General features: G+C 58.5%; 16 protein-coding genes. 6 read left to right on the top strand and 10 right to left on the bottom strand.

The annotated features are described in order from the left end of the window. The first annotated feature begins 13 nt into the window (after positions 1–13). Positions 14–3,367 carry a hybrid sensor histidine kinase/response regulator gene (locus AC1DTN_RS03745; protein WP_442206893.1) on the top strand — a complete coding sequence of 1,118 codons (3,354 nt, stop codon included), beginning with the start codon at positions 14–16 and terminating at the stop codon, positions 3,365–3,367. Further along, positions 3,360–4,271, top strand: coding sequence for a response regulator (locus AC1DTN_RS03740; protein WP_113185405.1), 912 nt, complete (start codon positions 3,360–3,362; stop codon positions 4,269–4,271). Before AC1DTN_RS03745 ends, AC1DTN_RS03740 begins: the two co-directional genes overlap by 8 nt. Before the next feature lie 20 nt (positions 4,272–4,291). Here AC1DTN_RS03740 and AC1DTN_RS03735 read toward each other — a convergent pair whose 3' ends face one another. The 7 genes from AC1DTN_RS03735 to AC1DTN_RS03705 all read right to left on the bottom strand — a co-directional run bounded on the left by AC1DTN_RS03735 (position 4,292) and on the right by AC1DTN_RS03705 (position 10,943). Further along, positions 4,292–5,260 carry a 2-hydroxyacid dehydrogenase gene (locus AC1DTN_RS03735; protein ID WP_442206894.1) on the bottom strand — a complete coding sequence of 323 codons (969 nt, stop codon included), beginning with the start codon at positions 5,258–5,260 and terminating at the stop codon, positions 4,292–4,294. A gap of 165 nt (positions 5,261–5,425) precedes the next feature. After that, the gene (locus AC1DTN_RS03730; protein WP_477919997.1) at positions 5,426–6,547 is read right to left on the bottom strand and encodes a branched-chain amino acid ABC transporter substrate-binding protein; all 1,122 of its coding nucleotides are present in this window, start codon (positions 6,545–6,547) and stop codon (positions 5,426–5,428) included. A gap of 119 nt (positions 6,548–6,666) precedes the next feature. Beyond that, on the bottom strand, positions 6,667–7,020 hold the full coding sequence (locus tag AC1DTN_RS03725; RefSeq protein WP_113321634.1) for a DUF6867 family protein: 354 nt from the start codon (positions 7,018–7,020) through the stop codon (positions 6,667–6,669). 22 nt (positions 7,021–7,042) lie between these two features. After that, entirely contained in the window at positions 7,043–7,774 is a 732-nt protein-coding gene (locus AC1DTN_RS03720; RefSeq protein ID WP_439016228.1) for an ABC transporter ATP-binding protein, read from the bottom strand. Continuing rightward, positions 7,774–8,640: an ABC transporter ATP-binding protein gene (locus AC1DTN_RS03715; protein WP_442206895.1), complete on the bottom strand. Its 867-nt coding sequence runs from the start codon at positions 8,638–8,640 to the stop codon at positions 7,774–7,776. Before AC1DTN_RS03715 ends, AC1DTN_RS03720 begins: the two co-directional genes overlap by 1 nt. After that, positions 8,640–10,037: a high-affinity branched-chain amino acid ABC transporter permease LivM gene (livM, locus tag AC1DTN_RS03710; protein WP_113321632.1), complete on the bottom strand. Its 1,398-nt coding sequence runs from the start codon at positions 10,035–10,037 to the stop codon at positions 8,640–8,642. The genes AC1DTN_RS03715 and livM overlap by 1 nt, the downstream gene beginning before the upstream one ends. A 3-nt stretch (positions 10,038–10,040) precedes the next feature. Next, positions 10,041–10,943, bottom strand: a complete 903-nt coding sequence (locus AC1DTN_RS03705; protein ID WP_113321631.1) for a branched-chain amino acid ABC transporter permease — start codon at positions 10,941–10,943, stop codon at positions 10,041–10,043. Between the two features lie 507 nt (positions 10,944–11,450). On the opposite strand from AC1DTN_RS03705, the gene cysQ reads away from it, so the two are divergent. Then, positions 11,451–12,248, top strand: coding sequence for a 3'(2'),5'-bisphosphate nucleotidase CysQ (cysQ, locus tag AC1DTN_RS03700; protein ID WP_439016229.1), 798 nt, complete (start codon positions 11,451–11,453; stop codon positions 12,246–12,248). 685 nt (positions 12,249–12,933) lie between these two features. Further along, complete coding sequence (locus AC1DTN_RS03695; protein ID WP_439017268.1) at positions 12,934–13,650, top strand: sugar transferase; 717 nt, start codon at positions 12,934–12,936, stop codon at positions 13,648–13,650. Positions 13,651–13,674: 24 nt separating this feature from the next. Here AC1DTN_RS03695 and AC1DTN_RS03690 read toward each other — a convergent pair whose 3' ends face one another. Next, complete coding sequence (locus tag AC1DTN_RS03690) at positions 13,675–14,421, bottom strand: helix-turn-helix transcriptional regulator (RefSeq protein WP_442206896.1); 747 nt, start codon at positions 14,419–14,421, stop codon at positions 13,675–13,677. Positions 14,422–14,820: 399 nt separating this feature from the next. On the opposite strand from AC1DTN_RS03690, the gene sciP reads away from it, so the two are divergent. Beyond that, positions 14,821–15,096 (top strand): CtrA inhibitor SciP, encoded by a 276-nt coding sequence (gene sciP, locus AC1DTN_RS03685; protein ID WP_007533628.1) that lies wholly within the window; start codon positions 14,821–14,823, stop codon positions 15,094–15,096. A gap of 15 nt (positions 15,097–15,111) precedes the next feature. On the opposite strand, the gene AC1DTN_RS03680 is transcribed toward sciP, so the two are convergent. Beyond that, complete coding sequence (locus tag AC1DTN_RS03680) at positions 15,112–15,627, bottom strand: paraquat-inducible protein A (RefSeq protein ID WP_439016231.1); 516 nt, start codon at positions 15,625–15,627, stop codon at positions 15,112–15,114. 52 nt (positions 15,628–15,679) lie between these two features. Between AC1DTN_RS03680 and AC1DTN_RS03675 the strand changes: the two genes are divergently transcribed. Beyond that, a complete protein-coding gene (locus AC1DTN_RS03675; RefSeq protein ID WP_442206897.1) occupies positions 15,680–15,958 on the top strand; it encodes a GNAT family N-acetyltransferase in 279 nt (92 codons plus the stop codon). 116 nt (positions 15,959–16,074) lie between these two features. On the opposite strand, the gene AC1DTN_RS03670 is transcribed toward AC1DTN_RS03675, so the two are convergent. Continuing rightward, a complete protein-coding gene (locus tag AC1DTN_RS03670; protein WP_007815190.1) occupies positions 16,075–16,425 on the bottom strand; it encodes a hypothetical protein in 351 nt (116 codons plus the stop codon). Positions 16,426–16,840 lie beyond the last annotated feature (415 nt).

Below are 16,840 nucleotides of genomic sequence, written 5' to 3'. Positions count from 1 at the left end.
CCGGAAAGAGGGCATGACAGCGCGCCAACGCATCATTCCGGTGAGACGCGAATATAATCGCTGGGTCGCCAACCAGACGCTCGAAGATTACGCGCTGCGCTTCACCGCAAAGAGCGCCCGCCGCTTCTCCTCCCAGCGCATCTCGCAGACGGCGATCGGCGCGATCTCCTTCCTGGCGCTGGAGGCGATCGGCGGCGCCATCACGTTGTCCTACGGCACCACCAATGCCTTCTATGCCATCATTGTTGCCTCGGTCGCCATGCTGGCGATCGGCTTGCCGATCAGCCGATACGCCATTCGCCACGGCGTCGATATCGACCTGCTGACGCGCGGTGCAAGCTTCGGTTATATCGGCTCGACCATCACCTCGCTGATCTACGCCAGCTTCACCTTCATGCTGTTTGCGATCGAGGCCTCGATCATGTCGGGTGCGCTGGAGCTGACGCTCGGCATTCCGCTCTGGATCGGCTACATCATCAGCGCCGTGATGGTGATCCCGCTCGTCACCCACGGCGTGCGGCTGATCAGCAAATTCCAGCTGATGACCCAGCCCTTCTGGATCATCCTGAATATCCTGCCTTTCATCTTCATCGCTTTTCTGGACTGGGGCAAATTCGATGTCTGGCGCGCCTTCGCCGGCATCCGCCATGCCTCCGGCCCGCCCGGCACGATCGCGGATTTCAACCTCGTCGAATTCGGCGCGGCCTCTGCCGTCATCCTGGCGCTGATGTCGCAGATCGGCGAACAGGCGGACTTCCTGCGCTTTCTGCCGCCGGACCCACAGCGCAAGTGGCGCCATCGCCTCGCCATCTTCCTCGCCGGTCCCGGCTGGGTCATCATCGGTGCACCCAAGCTGCTTGCCGGTTCATTTCTCGTCGTGCTGACCTTCACGTCGGGCGTGCCCCTCGACCGCGCCGCCGATCCTGCGCAGATGTACCTGACCGCCTTCGGCTACATGATCCCCTGGCACAATGCCGCCCTGCTGCTGATGGCCGCCTTCGTCGTGGTCTCGCAGCTGAAGATCAACGTGATGAATGCCTATGCCGGCTCGCTCGCCTGGTCGAACTTCTTTTCGCGCCTGACGCATAGCCATCCCGGCCGTGTCATCTGGCTGGTCTTCAACGTGGCGATCGCGCTACTCTTGATGGAGCTCGGCATCTACCGGCTGCTTGAGGAAACGCTCGGTATCTTCTCGATTATCGCCATGGCCTGGCTCTGCACGATCTCGGCCGATCTCTTCATCAACAAGCCGCTCGGCCTTGCCCCTCCCGGCATCGAATTCAAGCGCGCCCATCTCTACGACATCAACCCGGTCGGCCTCGGCGCCATGACGCTCTCGGCCGGCGTCGCGCTCATCGCCCATTTCGGCGTCTTCGGCTCGATCGCGGCTTCGCTTGCGCCCTACATCACCCTCGTGATCGCGCTGATCGCCTCCCCCACCCTCGCCTGGGCGACGAAGGGCAAGTTTTATCTCGCCCGCAAACCGCGCCATGCCTGGACGAACCTGACCACCATCACCTGCTCCGTCTGCGAACATCCATTCGAGCCGGAAGACATGGCCTGGTGCCCGGCCTATGCCGCGCCGATCTGCTCGCTCTGCTGCTCGCTCGACAGCCGCTGCCACGACATGTGCAAGCCGAATGCCCGCTTCAATGCGCAGGTCGGCGCCGTCGCAAAGACCCTGCTGCCGGAAACCATCGTCCAGAAGCTGACCACCCGCCTCGGCCGCTACGGTATTGCCGTGGCGCTGGCGCTGACGGCCGTCGGTGCAATTCTTGCGATGATCGCCCATCAGGTCAGCTCGGCCTCGCCGGAGACGGCCGAAGTCGTGAACCGCACCATCCTGATCGTCTTCTTCGTCTTCTCGGTCATCGCCGGCGTCGCCTGCTGGTTCTATGTGCTTGCCCATGACAGCCGCGTCGTCGCCGAGGAAGAATCCTCCCGCCAGAACACACTTCTCCTGAAAGAAATCGCCGCACACAAGAAAACCGATGCCGCGCTGCAGACCGCCAAGGAAACCGCCGAAGCCGCCAACCGTGCCAAGAGCCGCTATGTCGTGGGCCTGAGCCACGAATTGCGCACGCCGCTGAACGCCGTTCTCGGCTATGCGCAGATCCTCGAACGCGACGAGACGATTCCCGCGCCACGCCAGTCCTCGATCAAGGTGATCCGTCGCAGCGCCGAACATCTCTCCGGTCTGATCGATGGCCTTCTGGACATCTCGAAGATCGAAGCCGGCCGTCTGCAGGTCTATTCGAACGAAATCAATATCCAGGACTTCCTCGACCAGATCGTCGATATGTTCCGACCGCAGGCGCAGGCAAAGGGGCTCTCCTTTATCCACGAGCGTGCTTCGTCCCTGCCGCAATTCGTGCGCACCGATGAGAAGCGGCTGCGCCAGATTCTCGTCAACCTGCTCTCCAATGCCATCAAGTTTACCGACGAAGGCAGCGTAACCTTCGATGTCGGCTACCGCAGCCAGGTCGCGACCTTCACCGTCTCCGACACAGGCCGCGGCATCGCCGAGAAGGATCTGACGCGCATTTACGAGCCCTTTCAGCGCGGCGAAGCGGAGAGCGTGCGGCCGATGCCCGGTCTCGGCCTTGGCCTCACCATCACTCGCCTACTGACCAACACGCTCGGCGGCGAAATCTCTGTCACGAGTGAAAAGGACAAGGGCTCGACCTTCCGCGTCCGTCTCATGCTGTCGGCCGTCATGCGCGCCGTTGCAGCACCGCCGCAGGAGAAAAAGATCGTCGGCTATGACGGCCTGCGCCGCACCATCGTCGTTGTCGACGACAATGAGGATCATCGCGAGATGATGCGCGAAATCCTGGTTCCCCTCGATTTCATCGTGCTGACCGCCGCAAGCGGTCCCGACTGCCTGACGCTGATCGCGGGTATCGAGCCGGATCTCTTCCTCGTCGATATCTCCATGCCCGGCATGAACGGCTGGCAGCTCGTCTCCCGGCTGCGCGAGGCGGGAAGCGCAGCACCGATCCTGATGCTGTCAGCCAATATCGGCGATGCCGCTGCTCACAGCGACAGCGACGACAGCCACAGTGACGCGATCGGCAAGCCGGTCGACATCAAGCAGCTGCGCGACAAGCTGGCCCTGCATCTCGCCCTGAAATGGCTCTATGCCATGCCGCTCAAGAGCCCTGGAACAGCGCATGTACAGGAACTGCTGCGTCTCGGAGAGATCGGCTACATCAGAGGCATAGAAGCCAAGCTCGCCGACCTTGCCAAGGCGGAGGCAAATCAGCCATTCACAGAAGAACTCCGCTCCTATGTCGCCGCCTTCGATCTCGCCGGCTTCATGGATTTCCTGCACAAATTCGAAGAAAAAGGTGAAACCGTTGGCTGAGCTTCCCCGCGACATCGTTCTGCTGGTCGATGACTCGCCCGAAGCCCTCGGCTTCCTGACCGACGCACTGGAACAATCAGGATTTTCCGTACTGATTGCCACCTCCGGCTCGGCCGCGCTCAATATCGTCGAGCGCATCACGCCCGATCTCATCCTGCTTGATGCGGTCATGCCCTCGATGGACGGTTTTGAGACCTGCCGCAGGCTGAAAGCCAATGCCGCCGTCGCCCAGGTGCCCGTCATCTTCATGACCGGGCTCACCGAAACCGAACATGTCGTGCATGCGCTGGAATCAGGCGGCGTCGACTACCTGTCGAAGCCGATCAATATCGACGAGCTGCGTGCCCGCATTCGCGTTCACCTGCGCAACGCACGCTCGGCGCAGAGCGCGCGCGTGGCGCTCGATGCCGCCGGCCGCCACCTTCTGGCCGTGAAGGGCAATGGTGCGATCCACTGGTCGACGCCGCAGGCAACCCGCCTCGTCAACGCCGCCATGGGCAGCGACGACGGCATGGAGGTCGTCTCCCGCACGATCGGCAACTGGATGAAAGAACGCGCCGCAGCCGCCCGCGATGCACTCATCTCCATTGCTCATGCCGGGCAGGCTGCCCTGCAACTCGCCTTCCTCGGCGCCATCGGTCCGGACGAATATCTCTTCCGCTTGACGGCCGCCAACCAGCGCAACGACGACGCGGTCCTGCGTCAGCACTTTGCGCTGACACAGCGCGAATCCGAGGTTCTGATGTGGATCGCCAAAGGCAAGGCCAACCGCGATATCGGCGAAATTCTCGGCCTCTCTGCGCGCACGGTGAATAAGCACCTCGAACAGATCTATGTGAAGCTCGGCGTCGAGAACAGGGCATCCGCCGCGGTGAAGGCGGCACATGTGCTGCATGAAATGTGAAGGATGGCAGGCGACGTGCCTTAAACCACCCGGTCAGGCGCCTCGCGGCCCTCGAAGAAATCAGTCACATTCTCCACGACCTTCATCCCCATCGCTGTGCGGGTTTCCTCCGTCGCGCTGCCGAGATGCGGCAACAGAACGACATTCTCCATCCGCCGCAATGCGTCCGGCACATGCGGCTCCGCCTCGTAGACATCGAGCCCTGCGCCGCGGATCGTGCCTTTATCAAGCGCAGCAATCAACGCCGTCTCATCGACCACGTCGCCGCGCGCCGTATTGATGAGGAAGGCGCCTGGCTTCATTGCCGCAAGCCGCGCAGCATTCATCAGATGCCGGTTTTCTGCGCCGCCGGGGCAATGCAGGGAAACAAAATCGGAAGCGGCAAGCACCTCCTCCACCGAAGCAAGCTGGCGCGCTCCGTAGCGTGCCGCTTCGGCGGGATCGATCTGTGAGCGGTTGTAGAACACGACATCCATGCCGAAGCCGAAATGGCAGCGTTGTGCGAAAGCCTTGCCGATTCGTCCAAGGCCGATAATGCCGACCGTCTTGCCCGTCACCTTCGTGCCAACCATATGCGTTGGGCACCAGCCCTTCCATTCGCCGGAACGCAGCTGCCGCTCGCCCTCCCCGCCGCGACGTGCGACGGACAGAAGAAGCAGCATGGCGATATCAGCCGTGCAATCGGTCAGGACGCCAGGCGTGTTCGTCACCACGATGCCCTTCGCCTCGGCGGTGGCGATATCGATGTGATTGAAGCCGACCCCGAAATTGCCGAGGATTTTCGTACGGACATCCCCGGAAAAGACCGCAGCCGGCAGCTTGTCAGAAACGGTCGGCAACACCGCATCATAATCCGCCAGCGCCTGACGCAGTTCGCTTTCAGCAAGCGGTACATCATCTCTGTTGAGCGTCAGGTCGAAGCGCTCCGCGAGCACGGCCTCTACCGCGGCAGGCCAGCGTCGGGTGACGAGAATGCGGGGTTTTGGCATGAATCTGGATCCTCCATCCTTTGCCTCTGACTTAGGCCATGAAGGCTAGGAATGGAATGGCTTTCGAACCCGTAGAGACTGCGATCTTGACCGGCGCAGGCGAAACGAAAGAAGCCCGGTCGATGACCGGGCTTCCATGAAAGGCATCACTGCCAGAGGCTGAAATTAGTYGGCCTTCGGGAAGTAGCTGTACTTGCCGTCTTCGCCCTTCTTCCATTCGTACATGACGTAGCCTGGAAGCTTCGGGTCGCCCTTTCCGTCGAAGGAGATATCGCCGAGAACGGTCGGGAACGGACCCTTTTCCTTCATGGCTGCGGCAACAGCTTCAGCGTCGGTAGAACCGGCAGCCTTGGCAGCAGCAGCGATCGTCTGCAGCGCAGCGTAGGAGTAGAGGGTGTAAGCTTCCGGATTGAAGCCGGCAGCCTTGAACTTCGCAACGAGGTCCTTGTTGGCCGGGTTGATCGTCGGATCCGGGCCGAAGGTGTTCAGCGTACCGGCAACGGCGTCACCAGCGATGGAAGCAAGTTCGTTCGAGACGATACCGTCACCCGAAACGAGCGCTGCTTTCAGGCCCTGGTCGGCCGACTGGCGGATGATGAGACCGGCTTCGGTGTGCAGACCGCCCCAGTAGATGATCGAAACGCCGGCTTCCTTCATCTTTGCGATGAGGGCCGAGAAGTCCTTGTCGCCGACGTTCACGCCTTCGTACATGACTTCGGTGACGCCAGCGGCATTCAGAGCCTTTTTGGTTTCGTCAGCGAGACCCTGGCCATAAGGCGTCTTGTCGTGAATGACGGCGATCTTGGCGTCCTTGAAGTGGTCGGCCAGATACTTGCCGGCGATAGCGCCCTGCTGGTCGTCACGGCCGCAGGTGCGGAAGGTGTTCCACAGGCCACGCTCGGTGAAGACCGGGTTGGTAGCAGCCGGGGTAATTTCGAGAATGCCGTTTTCGGCGTAAACTTCAGAAGCCGGGATGGAAACGCCCGAGTTGAAGTGACCGATAACGAACTTCACGCCGTCAGCAACGAACTTGTTGGCAACGGAGATGCCCTGCTTCGGGTCGGAAACGTCGTCGCCGAGTTCGATCTTGATCTGCTCGCCGTTGATGCCGCCAGCAGCATTGATGTCAGCGGCTGCCTGCTCGGCACCCTTCTGCAGCTGGGCACCGAACGCAGCGTTCGGGCCCGTCAGCGGACCACCCACGCCGATCAGGATGTCAGCTCGTGCGATGCCGCCGAAAGCGACGATCGCCGTCAGTGCCACCGCTGACAAGAGAGACTTCTTCATATTGTTACTCCCAATTTTTGGGCGGGTTTCTTCCAAGGCCTGACGCATACCCCACCTTTGACTGCGCCAGGAAAGCTGTTCCGCTCTGAAGGCAATTCATGCCTAGTTTCAACGGGCTGTCAATGTTTCTCCTTCCACGAAAACGCGGAAGTTTTTTCATACAGCCAGTAATAGTTGTTCACCATTTGGTTGGTGCGGCGATAGCGGAACCCTGCTGTCGAGAAGATCAGCAGAGTTACGAAATCGATAATGTAGAAGAGGCCGCTGAGCATCGGGCCGTTAAACAGCGCATGATGCAGGAACTGCATCGCCCATGCGAGCAGGAAGGTATAGACGACGACCAGCGGATAGTTGTTCCAGCCGTCCGCAACCGCCCTGCCGGCACGCCACGCCGTCCAGAAACCGATGAGCACAACGAGTCCGCGGATGACGATCTTTACGCCGTTGTCGCTTTCGAAGAAAAGTCCCTGCATAATCAAACTCTCCCTTCTGCGGTCAATGCCGCCCGCCTTCGAGATAGGCAGCACGGACCTCAGGATTGGCAAGCAGTTCCTTGCCGCTGCCGCTCATCGTCACCTTGCCATTCACGAGCACATAGGCACGGTGCGACAGCTTAAGTGCGGCGAATGCGTTCTGCTCCACGAGGAAGACGGTCAGCCCCTCCTTCTCGTTGAGCACCTTGATGGCTTCGAAGATGCCCTTGACGATCAGCGGCGCGAGGCCGAGCGAGGGTTCGTCGAGCAGCAGGAGTTTCGGTCGGGCCATCAGCGCGCGGCCGATCGAAAGCATCTGCTGTTCACCGCCCGAAAGGGTACCGCCGCGCTGCGACTGGCGCTCTTTCAAGCGCGGGAACATCGTGAAAATCTTCTCGACGTCCTCATTGAAATATTTGAGGTTGTCGAGACCCGCGCCCATCTGGAGATTTTCCAGAACGGTCATGCGCGGGAAGATGCGTCGTCCCTCGGGCGACTGCGCGATACGCAGCCGTGCGATCTCGTGCGTCGGCAGCTTGGTGATGTCCTGGCCGTCGAAGATTATGGAGCCGGTGCGAGCCTGCGGGCTGCCGCAGATCGTCATCATCAGCGTCGACTTGCCGGCACCGTTGGCGCCGATCAGGCTGACGATTTCACCCTTCTTCACCTCGACATCGATGCCGGCGAGCGCGCGGATATTGCCGTAATAGGTCTCGACGCCCTGAACCTTGAGAAGCTGTTCTCCGGCCGCCATCAGATTGCGCCCCCCTCTACGGTCGCAATGACCTCTTCGACTTCTTCATCCTCGACACCGAGATAGGCCGCAATAACCCTCGGGTCGTTCTTCACGTGGTCAGGATTGCCGTCGGAAATCTTCTGGCCGTATTCCAGAACGATGACGTGGTCGGAAATTTCCATGACTACCGACATGTCGTGCTCGATGAGCAGGATAGAGGTCCCAGTTTCGGTGCGAATGCCTTTCAGCAAGGCATTGAGCGCTGCCGATTCACGCGGATTGAGACCGGCAGCCGGCTCATCGAGGCAGAGCAGCTCCGGACCGGTGCACATGGCGCGTGCGATTTCCAGACGACGCTGGGCGCCGTAAGGCAGGTCGCCGGCCGGATCGTCGGCGCGGTCGATAAGATCGGCCTTCTCCAGCCAAAAGCGCGCAAGCTCGATGGCGGCAGCCGCTTCCTTCTTATAGGGACCGATGCCGAGCAGGCCGAGCACCGTGAAGCCCGAAGCCTTCATCAGCTTGTTGTGCTGGGCAACCAGCAGGTTTTCCAGAACGGTGAGGCCCGAGAACAGGCGGATGTTCTGGAAGGTACGGGCAACCTTGGCTTCCTTGGTGATGCGGAAGTCCAGCAGACGCTCGAGCAGGTACTGCTTGCCGCTCTTCTGCGTCAGCGTAATCATGCCCATCGTCGGCTTGTAGAAGCCGGTGATGCAGTTGAAGACGGTCGTCTTGCCCGCACCGTTCGGGCCGATCAGCGCGGTGATCTCGCCGCGCCTGGCCTCGAAGGATAAGTCGTTGATGGCCATCAGGCCGCCGAACTTCATCGACAAGTGCTCGACCTTGAGCAAAGTGTCATTCGACATCGTATTCTCGACGGGGCTCATCAACCATGGCCCTCCTTGGTAAAGCTTCCGGATACCGCCTTGCGCTCCTTGAGGAAGGCTGTCGGTTCACGCGAACCGACGAAACCGCGCGGCTTGAACAGCATGACGATGACCATGGCAAGACCGAAGAGCAGCATGCGGTAGAGTTCCGGCGTGAAATCCGGCCCAAAGACGACCTTGAGGAAGTCCATTTCGCGCAGCACTTCCGTACCGCCGACCATGACGACGGCGGCGATCGCAATACCCGTCAGCGAACCCATGCCGCCGAGAACGACGATGGCGAGGATGACGGCCGATTCCAGGAACACGAAGGATTCCGGCGAGACGAAGCCCTGGCGTGCGGCGAAGAAGGAGCCGGCGAAGCCACCGAACATCGCACCGGTGGCGAAAGCCGTCAGCTTCGTCGTCACCGTGTTGATGCCGAGCGAGCGGCAGGCAATTTCATCCTCGCGCAATGCTTCCCACGCACGGCCGATCGGCATGCGGCGCAGCCGGATCGTCACATAGGCCGTCAACATGCAGAGCGCCAGAATGACGTAGAACAGGAAGATCTTATAGTAGGCCGATGATGACGGCAGGCCGAAAACCTTGGCGAAATTGTTCGCCTTGCCGACATCGAAGCTCAAGATGCCGAAGACCGAAGCCTTTGCGATGCCGGAGATACCGAAGGTGCCCTTGGTCACTTCCGTCCAGTTGATGATGACCAGGCGGATGATTTCACCGAAGGCAAGCGTGACGATCGCCAGATAGTCGCCGCGAAGGCGCAGCACCGGAAAGCCGAGGATGACGCCCCAAAGAGCTGCAAAGATGCCGGCGAGCGGCAGCAGAACCCAGAAGGACAGGCCGAAATGGGCCGAAAGCAGCGCATAGGAATAGGCGCCGACAGCGTAGAAGGCGACGTAACCGAGGTCGAGCAACCCGGCGAGGCCGACGACGATGTTCAGACCCCAGGCGAGCATCACATAGATCAGGATCTGGATGCCGAAATTGTCCACCCACTTCAACGCGCCCTGCGGGCCGAGGAAATAGGCAGTGGCAAGCGGATAGACCAGAAGGAATACGAGCGCAATCTTCAGGAAATGCGTCCGGAAGAAGCCCTTCTCTGTCGAAATCTCGAGATCGCCGCGACGCGCCTTCGAAAGCTTGCGCTGATCAAGATGCGGCCTGACGAAAACGACCACGATGAAACGGCCGATGGCGGCGACCAGCACGAAAATGGCCAGCAATCCCCAGCGCTGAACGACGATCAACTCGTTGTTGATGTTCTGCTGCGTGCCGAGACCAACATAGAGAACGAACAGGCCAAGTGCGATGAGGCCGGAGAAGAAGGCTTCCCTGAGCCCCTTCTGGACAAGCCCGGCGTCGGACTTGCCAGCGGAAGTGTCGATGTTTGCCATGACTTATACCTTCTCGACTTCCGGCCGGCCGAGAATGCCCGTCGGCTTGAAGATCAGCACGAATGCAAGAATGGCAAAGGTAGCGACATCCTTGTACGCGATGGTGAAATAGGCCGACCACAGGGATTCGATAAGGCCGATCATCAGCCCGCCGAGAACAGCGCCCGGCAGTGAGCCGATGCCGCCGAGAACGGCTGCAGTGAAGGCCTTAACGCCCGGAACGAAGCCGTCGTTGAACGAGGCGACACCATAATACATCAGGTACATCGTGCCGGCGACGGCAGCGAGTGCCGCACCCATGATGAAGGTAATGGAGATCGTCTGATCGACATTGACGCCGAGCAGTGCCGCCATCTTGCGGTCTTGCTCCGTTGCGCGCTGGGCGCGCCCGAGTGCCGTCTTGTTGACGATGTACCAGAAGGCGGCGAGCAGGACGACGGTCACAATGATGATGATGATCTGCTTCAGCGAGATCGAGAGATTGCCGACATTATAAACCGTGCCGACAAGTGGCGGGATCGGCTTATTGCGCGGACCCTGCGTGACCTGGATGAAGTTCGATAGCGTGATCGACATGCCGATCGCGGTAATCAGCGGTGCCAGGCGGAATGAGCCGCGCAGCGGGCGGTAGGCGACGCGCTCGATCGTCCAATTCCACAAACTCGTCATCAGCATCGCGACCACAAGCATCGCCAGCAGCAGCACGGCTACCGGAAGACCTGCAAAGATGGATGTGAGAACGAGAAAGACGATAAGAGCAGCGAAACCACCGAGCATGAAAATGTCGCCATGGGCGAAGTTGATCATGCCGATAATGCCGTAAACCATCGTATAGCCAATAGCCACAAGGCCATAGATGGATCCGAGAGTCAGCCCGTTGAAGAGCTGCTGGATAAAATACTCCATATGTCATTTCCCCTGGATGCGAACCAAATTTAAGTTGCATCTCTTATTAGTTTTATCGCGCGTGCTTTCACACGAGCCACTAGTCGCATTGCATAGCGGTTTCGTTGGAAATGTGAAGACAAAAAGGATTTATTGCGCCAGAATCTTGGGTAAACAGGCCTAAATGGCGCAATTCAAACCAAAATCCACATAAAAGCGGCATCGACTGGCAAATTTTTAGCCAAAGCAGGCTTCGTCAATTAATCTTTTGGCACCGAACGAAACCAGAGACGCTCGCCTTATGCGTAAATTGTTCCACAAGTAAGGAAATTGACGAAATTTCAAACTCGAAGATGCTGTCAATTGCAAATGGCATTTCACGAGCAATCGCTTCTGACGCGCTTTGTGCAAACCCCACGAGCCTGTGCTAATGTTACGGGATTCCAGCAAAGGGGTGCGGCAGCACCTCCTATACACTATATATAGCGCGGTGGTCTCAAGACGAATTTGCAGACGAACGGCAGGAATATGCTGAAGACATTTGAACGGGCGGCACTCGAAGCCGGCAAAGCCATCATAGAAGTCTTCTGCGATGGCTGCCCGGTGGAAATGAAAGCTGATGCAAGCCCGGTGACGATCGCCGACCAGGAGGCCGAGCGCATCATACTGGCGTATCTGAAACGCGATTTCCCTGAGATCCCCGTCATCGCCGAAGAATCGGTAGCCGCTGGCAGAGTGCCTGATATCGCCGGAAAGTCCTTCTTTCTGGTCGATCCTCTGGATGGCACCCGCGAATTCCTGGATAAGCGCCAGGAGTTCACCGTCAATATCGCCTATGTGGAAAATGGCATCCCCGTCACCGGTATCGTCTATGCCCCGGCGCTCGGCATCGCTTTTTCCGGCGAGCGCGGAAGCGCAGAGAAACTAGTGATCGACGAGAACTTTGCGATAACGGAGAGAATGCCGATCAAAGTGCGCAAACAGCCCACAGAAAGTATGGCGCTCGCGAGTTTTCGGCATGATAGTCCCGAGACTGGCCTCTTCCTCGCTAGGCACGCGATCTCCAAATGCACCAACATCGGCTCGTCCCTGAAATTCTGCCTGCTGGCAGAAGGCAAGGCCGACGTCTACCCACGCTTCACCCGCACCATGGAGTGGGATACGGCGGCCGGCGATGCGGTGTTGCGCGCAGCCGGCGGATCGACTGTCACCATGGACGGCCAGCCGCTCATCTACGGCAAAACCGGTGCGGCTGCTGATTTCGACTTCGCAAATCCCCATTTCGTCTCATGGGGCGGCACAAAGCCTGCGCTCGAGCGGGCGTAGCGACCGCCGAAAGTCGGTGTCTTTCAGCTTTGTCGCTGCAATATTGTAGCGGGCTGTTCGACACCATTGCCTGGATGCCTCCGGCCGGGAAAATCACCCGGTAGGTTCCATCTCCGGTCTTCACTTCTGATTCGGAGTCCGCACCCTTCCCTTCTTCCGGTCGCATGCTCTCCCGCCGCAATGTCGCCATAATCGCCGCTGCCGCCATCATGTGACTTCGGTAACATTAGCGCAGAGGCAGATATAATTATGGTATTAAATCCATAGTTTAGGAATACCAATTCCGACAGCCTGCGCTCATCCGGCTCCGGCGCAATAGACAATATATTCGATCCAAACGGGACCGGGATCCCGTAGGCCCTACCGGGATTGGAGCGTTTTGGCACGGTGTAAGCCATGCCCATCACAACCGTCGTCTGTGTTCCGAATCTGGCCAAACACATAAGATTCCTAATAAAAACGCCGGTTGAAAAATAAAACTCCTGATTTTGCATAAACTTAACGCAACTGCGAAGTTTGCTGCGATGCGAAATTTCTCTGGACTCGGTTAAACAAATGTCGCAAATTTAGGATGTAGTAGGGTTAAACGTCGCCTAACATTCTGGTGCCTTAATGTGGCGCTAACCAAGCCAGCGAATGACACCGCCGAAAGCTTCAAAATACAAAGGGTAGATCCTTGAGCGTCATGGACCTTAACAAGAGTATTTCTGAAGAGAGCTTTCGCGTTCCGCCTGTTCGTCAGGTAAACGCGAGGTTCCCAGTTACCGCACTCGACAGCATCGTTCCGCCACCTGCCTCCATGCAGTTCGTGCTGAAGCGAGCCTTCGACATTTTTGCCTCGATCAGCGCACTTATCGTGCTTGCTCCGCTTCTTCTGGTCGTCGCAGCCCTGATCAAGATGGACAGCCGCGGTCCAGTGCTCTTCAAGCAGACCCGCTGGGGCAAGAATTGCCGCGCCATCAAGGTCTACAAGTTCCGTTCCATGCGTACGGATATGCAAGACGTCACCGGCGTTGCACAAACGGTCAAGAATGACCCCCGCGTTACCCGCGTCGGTGCCTTCCTGCGCCGTTCGAACATTGACGAGCTGCCGCAGCTCCTCAACGTGCTCAAGGGTGACATGTCGGTTGTCGGGCCGCGTTGCCATGCAATCGGCATGCGTGCCGGCGGCATGCTCTATGAAGAGCTGGTTCCGGAATATCATCACCGCCACGCCATGCGTCCGGGCATCACTGGTCTGGCGCAGATGCGCGGCCTGCGCGGCCCGACAGACCGTCCGGCCAAGGCGCGCGCCCGCATCGCCAGCGATCTCCACTATGTCGAGAACTTCTCGATATTGATGGACATCCGCATCATCATCGGAACGCTGATTTCCGAGCTGAATGGCGGCAAAGGCTTCTGATTGGAGAAGTAAGGGTATCGGCTGCTACAGCAGCCGATACCGAAATGCCCGGGCGACGGCTTGCATGCGGTTGACCGAATCCAGTTTGCGCATCGCGCTCTTCAGATATCCCACCACCGTATGCGATGAGAGATCGAGAATGATCGCAATTTCGTCGCTGCTCTTGCCTGCGGCCGACCAGCGCAGGCATTCGATCTCGCGCCGGGTGAGGCTTTCCGAGGGCCGGTCTTGCGGCTTCTCGTCGCCCGGCAGCGTGTCCAGAAGCTCCATACAGCCATAAATCAGCGTCGTCGCTTCTTCGCGAGTGGGCATGGCACGCGCGCCCGAAAAGGCGAAGATGTATTGTTTCAGGTCAGCGTCGTGCAGCGCGAATGCGAACGTATGCTTCAGCCCGTGCATCTGAAACATCGTGTTCAGACGGCGGTTTTCCTGATTCGCTGCATTGCCACTAAAAGACCCCTCTTCGCAGAAGACAGGCATGATCGTGCGCTTCATGACAGCGACCAGTTTGCTGCAATAGAAGAGGTCCGCCTCCTCGTAAAAGTTGACGAGGCTCTGCGGCCAGTTGCTGATCAGCTTGTTCTCGAGAAAGGCCGTCCGGTCCCCGCGCGGGAATACGGAAAACAGATGGAATTCGAACCCGGCGGCCTTCGTCAGCTCGTCCAGGCGGCTTGCACCGTCGACAGCGGAAATGCCCGCAGAACGGGCCTCGAACGCAGAAAATGCGGCATCATCGGCGCAGTCGCGGACTGCGCGTTCACGTCTCTTCATTCTCTTATTCCTTCACGGGCCTCGCTTCGGCTCGGCCTCGCAACCGGCAGCGGATTGGACGCGCCGGACGATCAGGAAGGACGGCATCTGCCCCGCATCCGAAGGATACGAAGCATTCAAACGGCAATCTTTATTGATACTGCGAGAGCAACGGAGACGAAGTCTTTGCGCTCAACTTATGTTGCAGCGCTTATAAAATTATCCAGAAGAAATATGTAACATTTATTCCGCATGGCTCCCATGCAGCCGCATCAAATTGACGTAACGGCAGGGGCCAGCAAATCAGCCCTCCGGGAGCGCGTCTAAAGTTATTATCAAAGTCTTACGATGCGTTTAGGCAATTTTTAAATGTGGCAAGTTAGAGTGGCGCCCGTGGTCTTGCGTTGTGTAGAGAGTCCAATGACCGAAATGATACGTCCCCGAGTGAAATATGTCATCGGCCCCGATGGCAGCCCCCTGACGATTGCGGATCTTCCGCCGCCGAACACGCGGCGCTGGGTCATCCGCCGGAAGGCAGAGGTTGTCGCGGCTGTTCGCGGTGGCCTGTTGAGCTTGGAAGAAGCCTGTGAGCGTTACACGCTTACTGTCGAAGAATTCCTTTCCTGGCAGTCCTCCATCAACAGCCATGGTCTCGCCGGCCTGCGCACTACGCGCATCCAGCAGTACCGCCACTGATTCCATTCGATTTGATTATTTCGGGCCGGACGCATTTCCCTCGAGGGAATGAAGAAGGCCCGAAATCATTGCCGAGGCCGCGTAACACCAGAGGCCGGGTTGCGTAAACGCATTCGCAAGTCCCGTCGTCTTCGCTGCCGCAATCACGATCGCGACGAGCAGCACGTCCATCATGGACCACTTGGACAGATGCGGCACGACGTTGCGATAAAACAGGCTGCCGGTGCCGCCGGCAGCCATGGATTCAGCCGCGATCCCGATCATTTTCAAAACCGGCAATACGATCGAGACGAGCGCAACCAGTGCCGCAAGCGCCACGTCACCTCCATTCCAGAGCGAAGCCACGATTTCCAGCAGTGACGGCGTCTCGTCGAAGAACCAGAGCTTCTCGAAGCGGATGAGCGGCAACACGAGGCCAAGCGCCAGTAGAAACGGCGCCGTCACCAATAGAACGGGCCGGACCGCCGAAAGCCTGTTCAATTTTCCGCCTCCCCTTTGAACACACTGTCTCCTGCCGCTACGGCTTGGCATGCCGATGCCGCCATGTCACGTTCGCGATCACATAATTCGTCAGGAGACAGACATGGATATCAGGATTGAAGAAAACACCTCCGGCGGCCGCTATGTTGCGACGCTGGAAGGCCATGAAGCGGAAATGACCTATTCCCGCACATCACCGAAACTCATCATCATCGATCATACCCGCGTGCCGGACGCTTTGCGCGGCAAGGGCGTCGGCCAGGCACTCGCCCTTCATGCGGTCGAGGCGGCTCGCGAGGGCGGCTGGAAGATCATCCCGCTCTGCCCCTTCTTTAAATCACAGGCGCAGCGCCATCCGGAATGGAACGACGTGGTAAACTGAGAACATCCACCATACGAAAGAAACACCAAAAGCCATGCATGACGGACACCGCGCCCGTCATGCATGGCTTCTGTGGTTATCCCCCAAGGCGCCGTGACCGGCGCCTGCAACATTCGTCAGGCCCGGACGCGAACCGCGCCATCACGCTCTTCGAGCGCCGTTGCCCTGGCATATTCCGCCTGCATTTCCTCAAGCGCCAATTCCAGCGCCTCCTCCTGAACCTTCAGTTCCTTGATCGAAACCTGAAGATTGTCGGCGCGCTGACGTGCGGCCTTGGCGAAGGTCGGATATGCAAAGTGATTCGGGTCGGAAATACCGGACTTCTTTTCCTCGACGACGATCTGGCTCTCCAGATCCTTCGTCATCCGTTCAAATTCGGACATCATCATCTGCAACTGCTGCAGCTGACGACGTTTTTCGTTAACCTGAAACTCTTTCAGGCGAACGAGGCTCTCTCGCGACTTCATACGCATTACTCCCGTGATGCGAGACCCCGGCTCAACTTGAAACCGCCCTTGCGCGCCGCTTTGACACGGTTTGCTAAAAAATTTCCTGCGATATTAACAAAAACCTACCGCTGGTAACCTTTCGTTTACGGGCATCGTTAATGATAGGCCCGATGATTTAAGGCTCGGTAAACACCAGGACAGGAAAGCCGAACCTTTTCATTAGCGAGTCGGATGAATCACTTAGCGCATATTCTTAATGTTGAAGTTGAGAGTTGCGCTTCGAGATTCCCATTGGAAAACAGGGAAATGGAAAAATTATTTAATAAATTCGATACTCCTTGCCAGAGTGAATTAGAATTTGTTAACCATTTCGTGGCAGCTTCCAAATCACGTAGCTTATTCGGTATCGCGTAGGGGGCCATGCCACCTTTCG

This window comes from Rhizobium sp. 01T444, assembly GCF_056398305.1.
Note: the sequence above shows the minus strand (reverse complement) of the source record. Positions and strands in the feature narration are given on the sequence as shown.

Excerpts from the sequence above, each read along its gene's own strand:
- AC1DTN_RS03745 (WP_442206893.1), top strand. The coding sequence starts at position 14 with ATGACAGCGCGCCAACGCATCATTCCGGTGAGACGCGAATATAATCGC.
- AC1DTN_RS03735 (WP_442206894.1), bottom strand. The coding sequence starts at position 5,260 with ATGCCAAAACCCCGCATTCTCGTCACCCGACGCTGGCCTGCCGCGGTA.
- AC1DTN_RS03725 (WP_113321634.1), bottom strand. The coding sequence starts at position 7,020 with ATGCAGGGACTTTTCTTCGAAAGCGACAACGGCGTAAAGATCGTCATC.
- AC1DTN_RS03720 (WP_439016228.1), bottom strand. The coding sequence starts at position 7,774 with ATGGCGGCCGGAGAACAGCTTCTCAAGGTTCAGGGCGTCGAGACCTAT.
- AC1DTN_RS03715 (WP_442206895.1), bottom strand. The coding sequence starts at position 8,640 with ATGAGCCCCGTCGAGAATACGATGTCGAATGACACTTTGCTCAAGGTC.
- livM (WP_113321632.1), bottom strand. The coding sequence starts at position 10,037 with ATGGCAAACATCGACACTTCCGCTGGCAAGTCCGACGCCGGGCTTGTC.
- AC1DTN_RS03705 (WP_113321631.1), bottom strand. The coding sequence starts at position 10,943 with ATGGAGTATTTTATCCAGCAGCTCTTCAACGGGCTGACTCTCGGATCC.
- cysQ (WP_439016229.1), top strand. The coding sequence starts at position 11,451 with ATGCTGAAGACATTTGAACGGGCGGCACTCGAAGCCGGCAAAGCCATC.
- AC1DTN_RS03695 (WP_439017268.1), top strand. The coding sequence starts at position 12,934 with ATGGACCTTAACAAGAGTATTTCTGAAGAGAGCTTTCGCGTTCCGCCT.
- AC1DTN_RS03690 (WP_442206896.1), bottom strand. The coding sequence starts at position 14,421 with ATGAAGAGACGTGAACGCGCAGTCCGCGACTGCGCCGATGATGCCGCA.
- sciP (WP_007533628.1), top strand. The coding sequence starts at position 14,821 with ATGACCGAAATGATACGTCCCCGAGTGAAATATGTCATCGGCCCCGAT.
- AC1DTN_RS03680 (WP_439016231.1), bottom strand. The coding sequence starts at position 15,627 with ATGCCAAGCCGTAGCGGCAGGAGACAGTGTGTTCAAAGGGGAGGCGGA.
- AC1DTN_RS03675 (WP_442206897.1), top strand. The coding sequence starts at position 15,680 with ATGGATATCAGGATTGAAGAAAACACCTCCGGCGGCCGCTATGTTGCG.
- AC1DTN_RS03670 (WP_007815190.1), bottom strand. The coding sequence starts at position 16,425 with ATGAAGTCGCGAGAGAGCCTCGTTCGCCTGAAAGAGTTTCAGGTTAAC.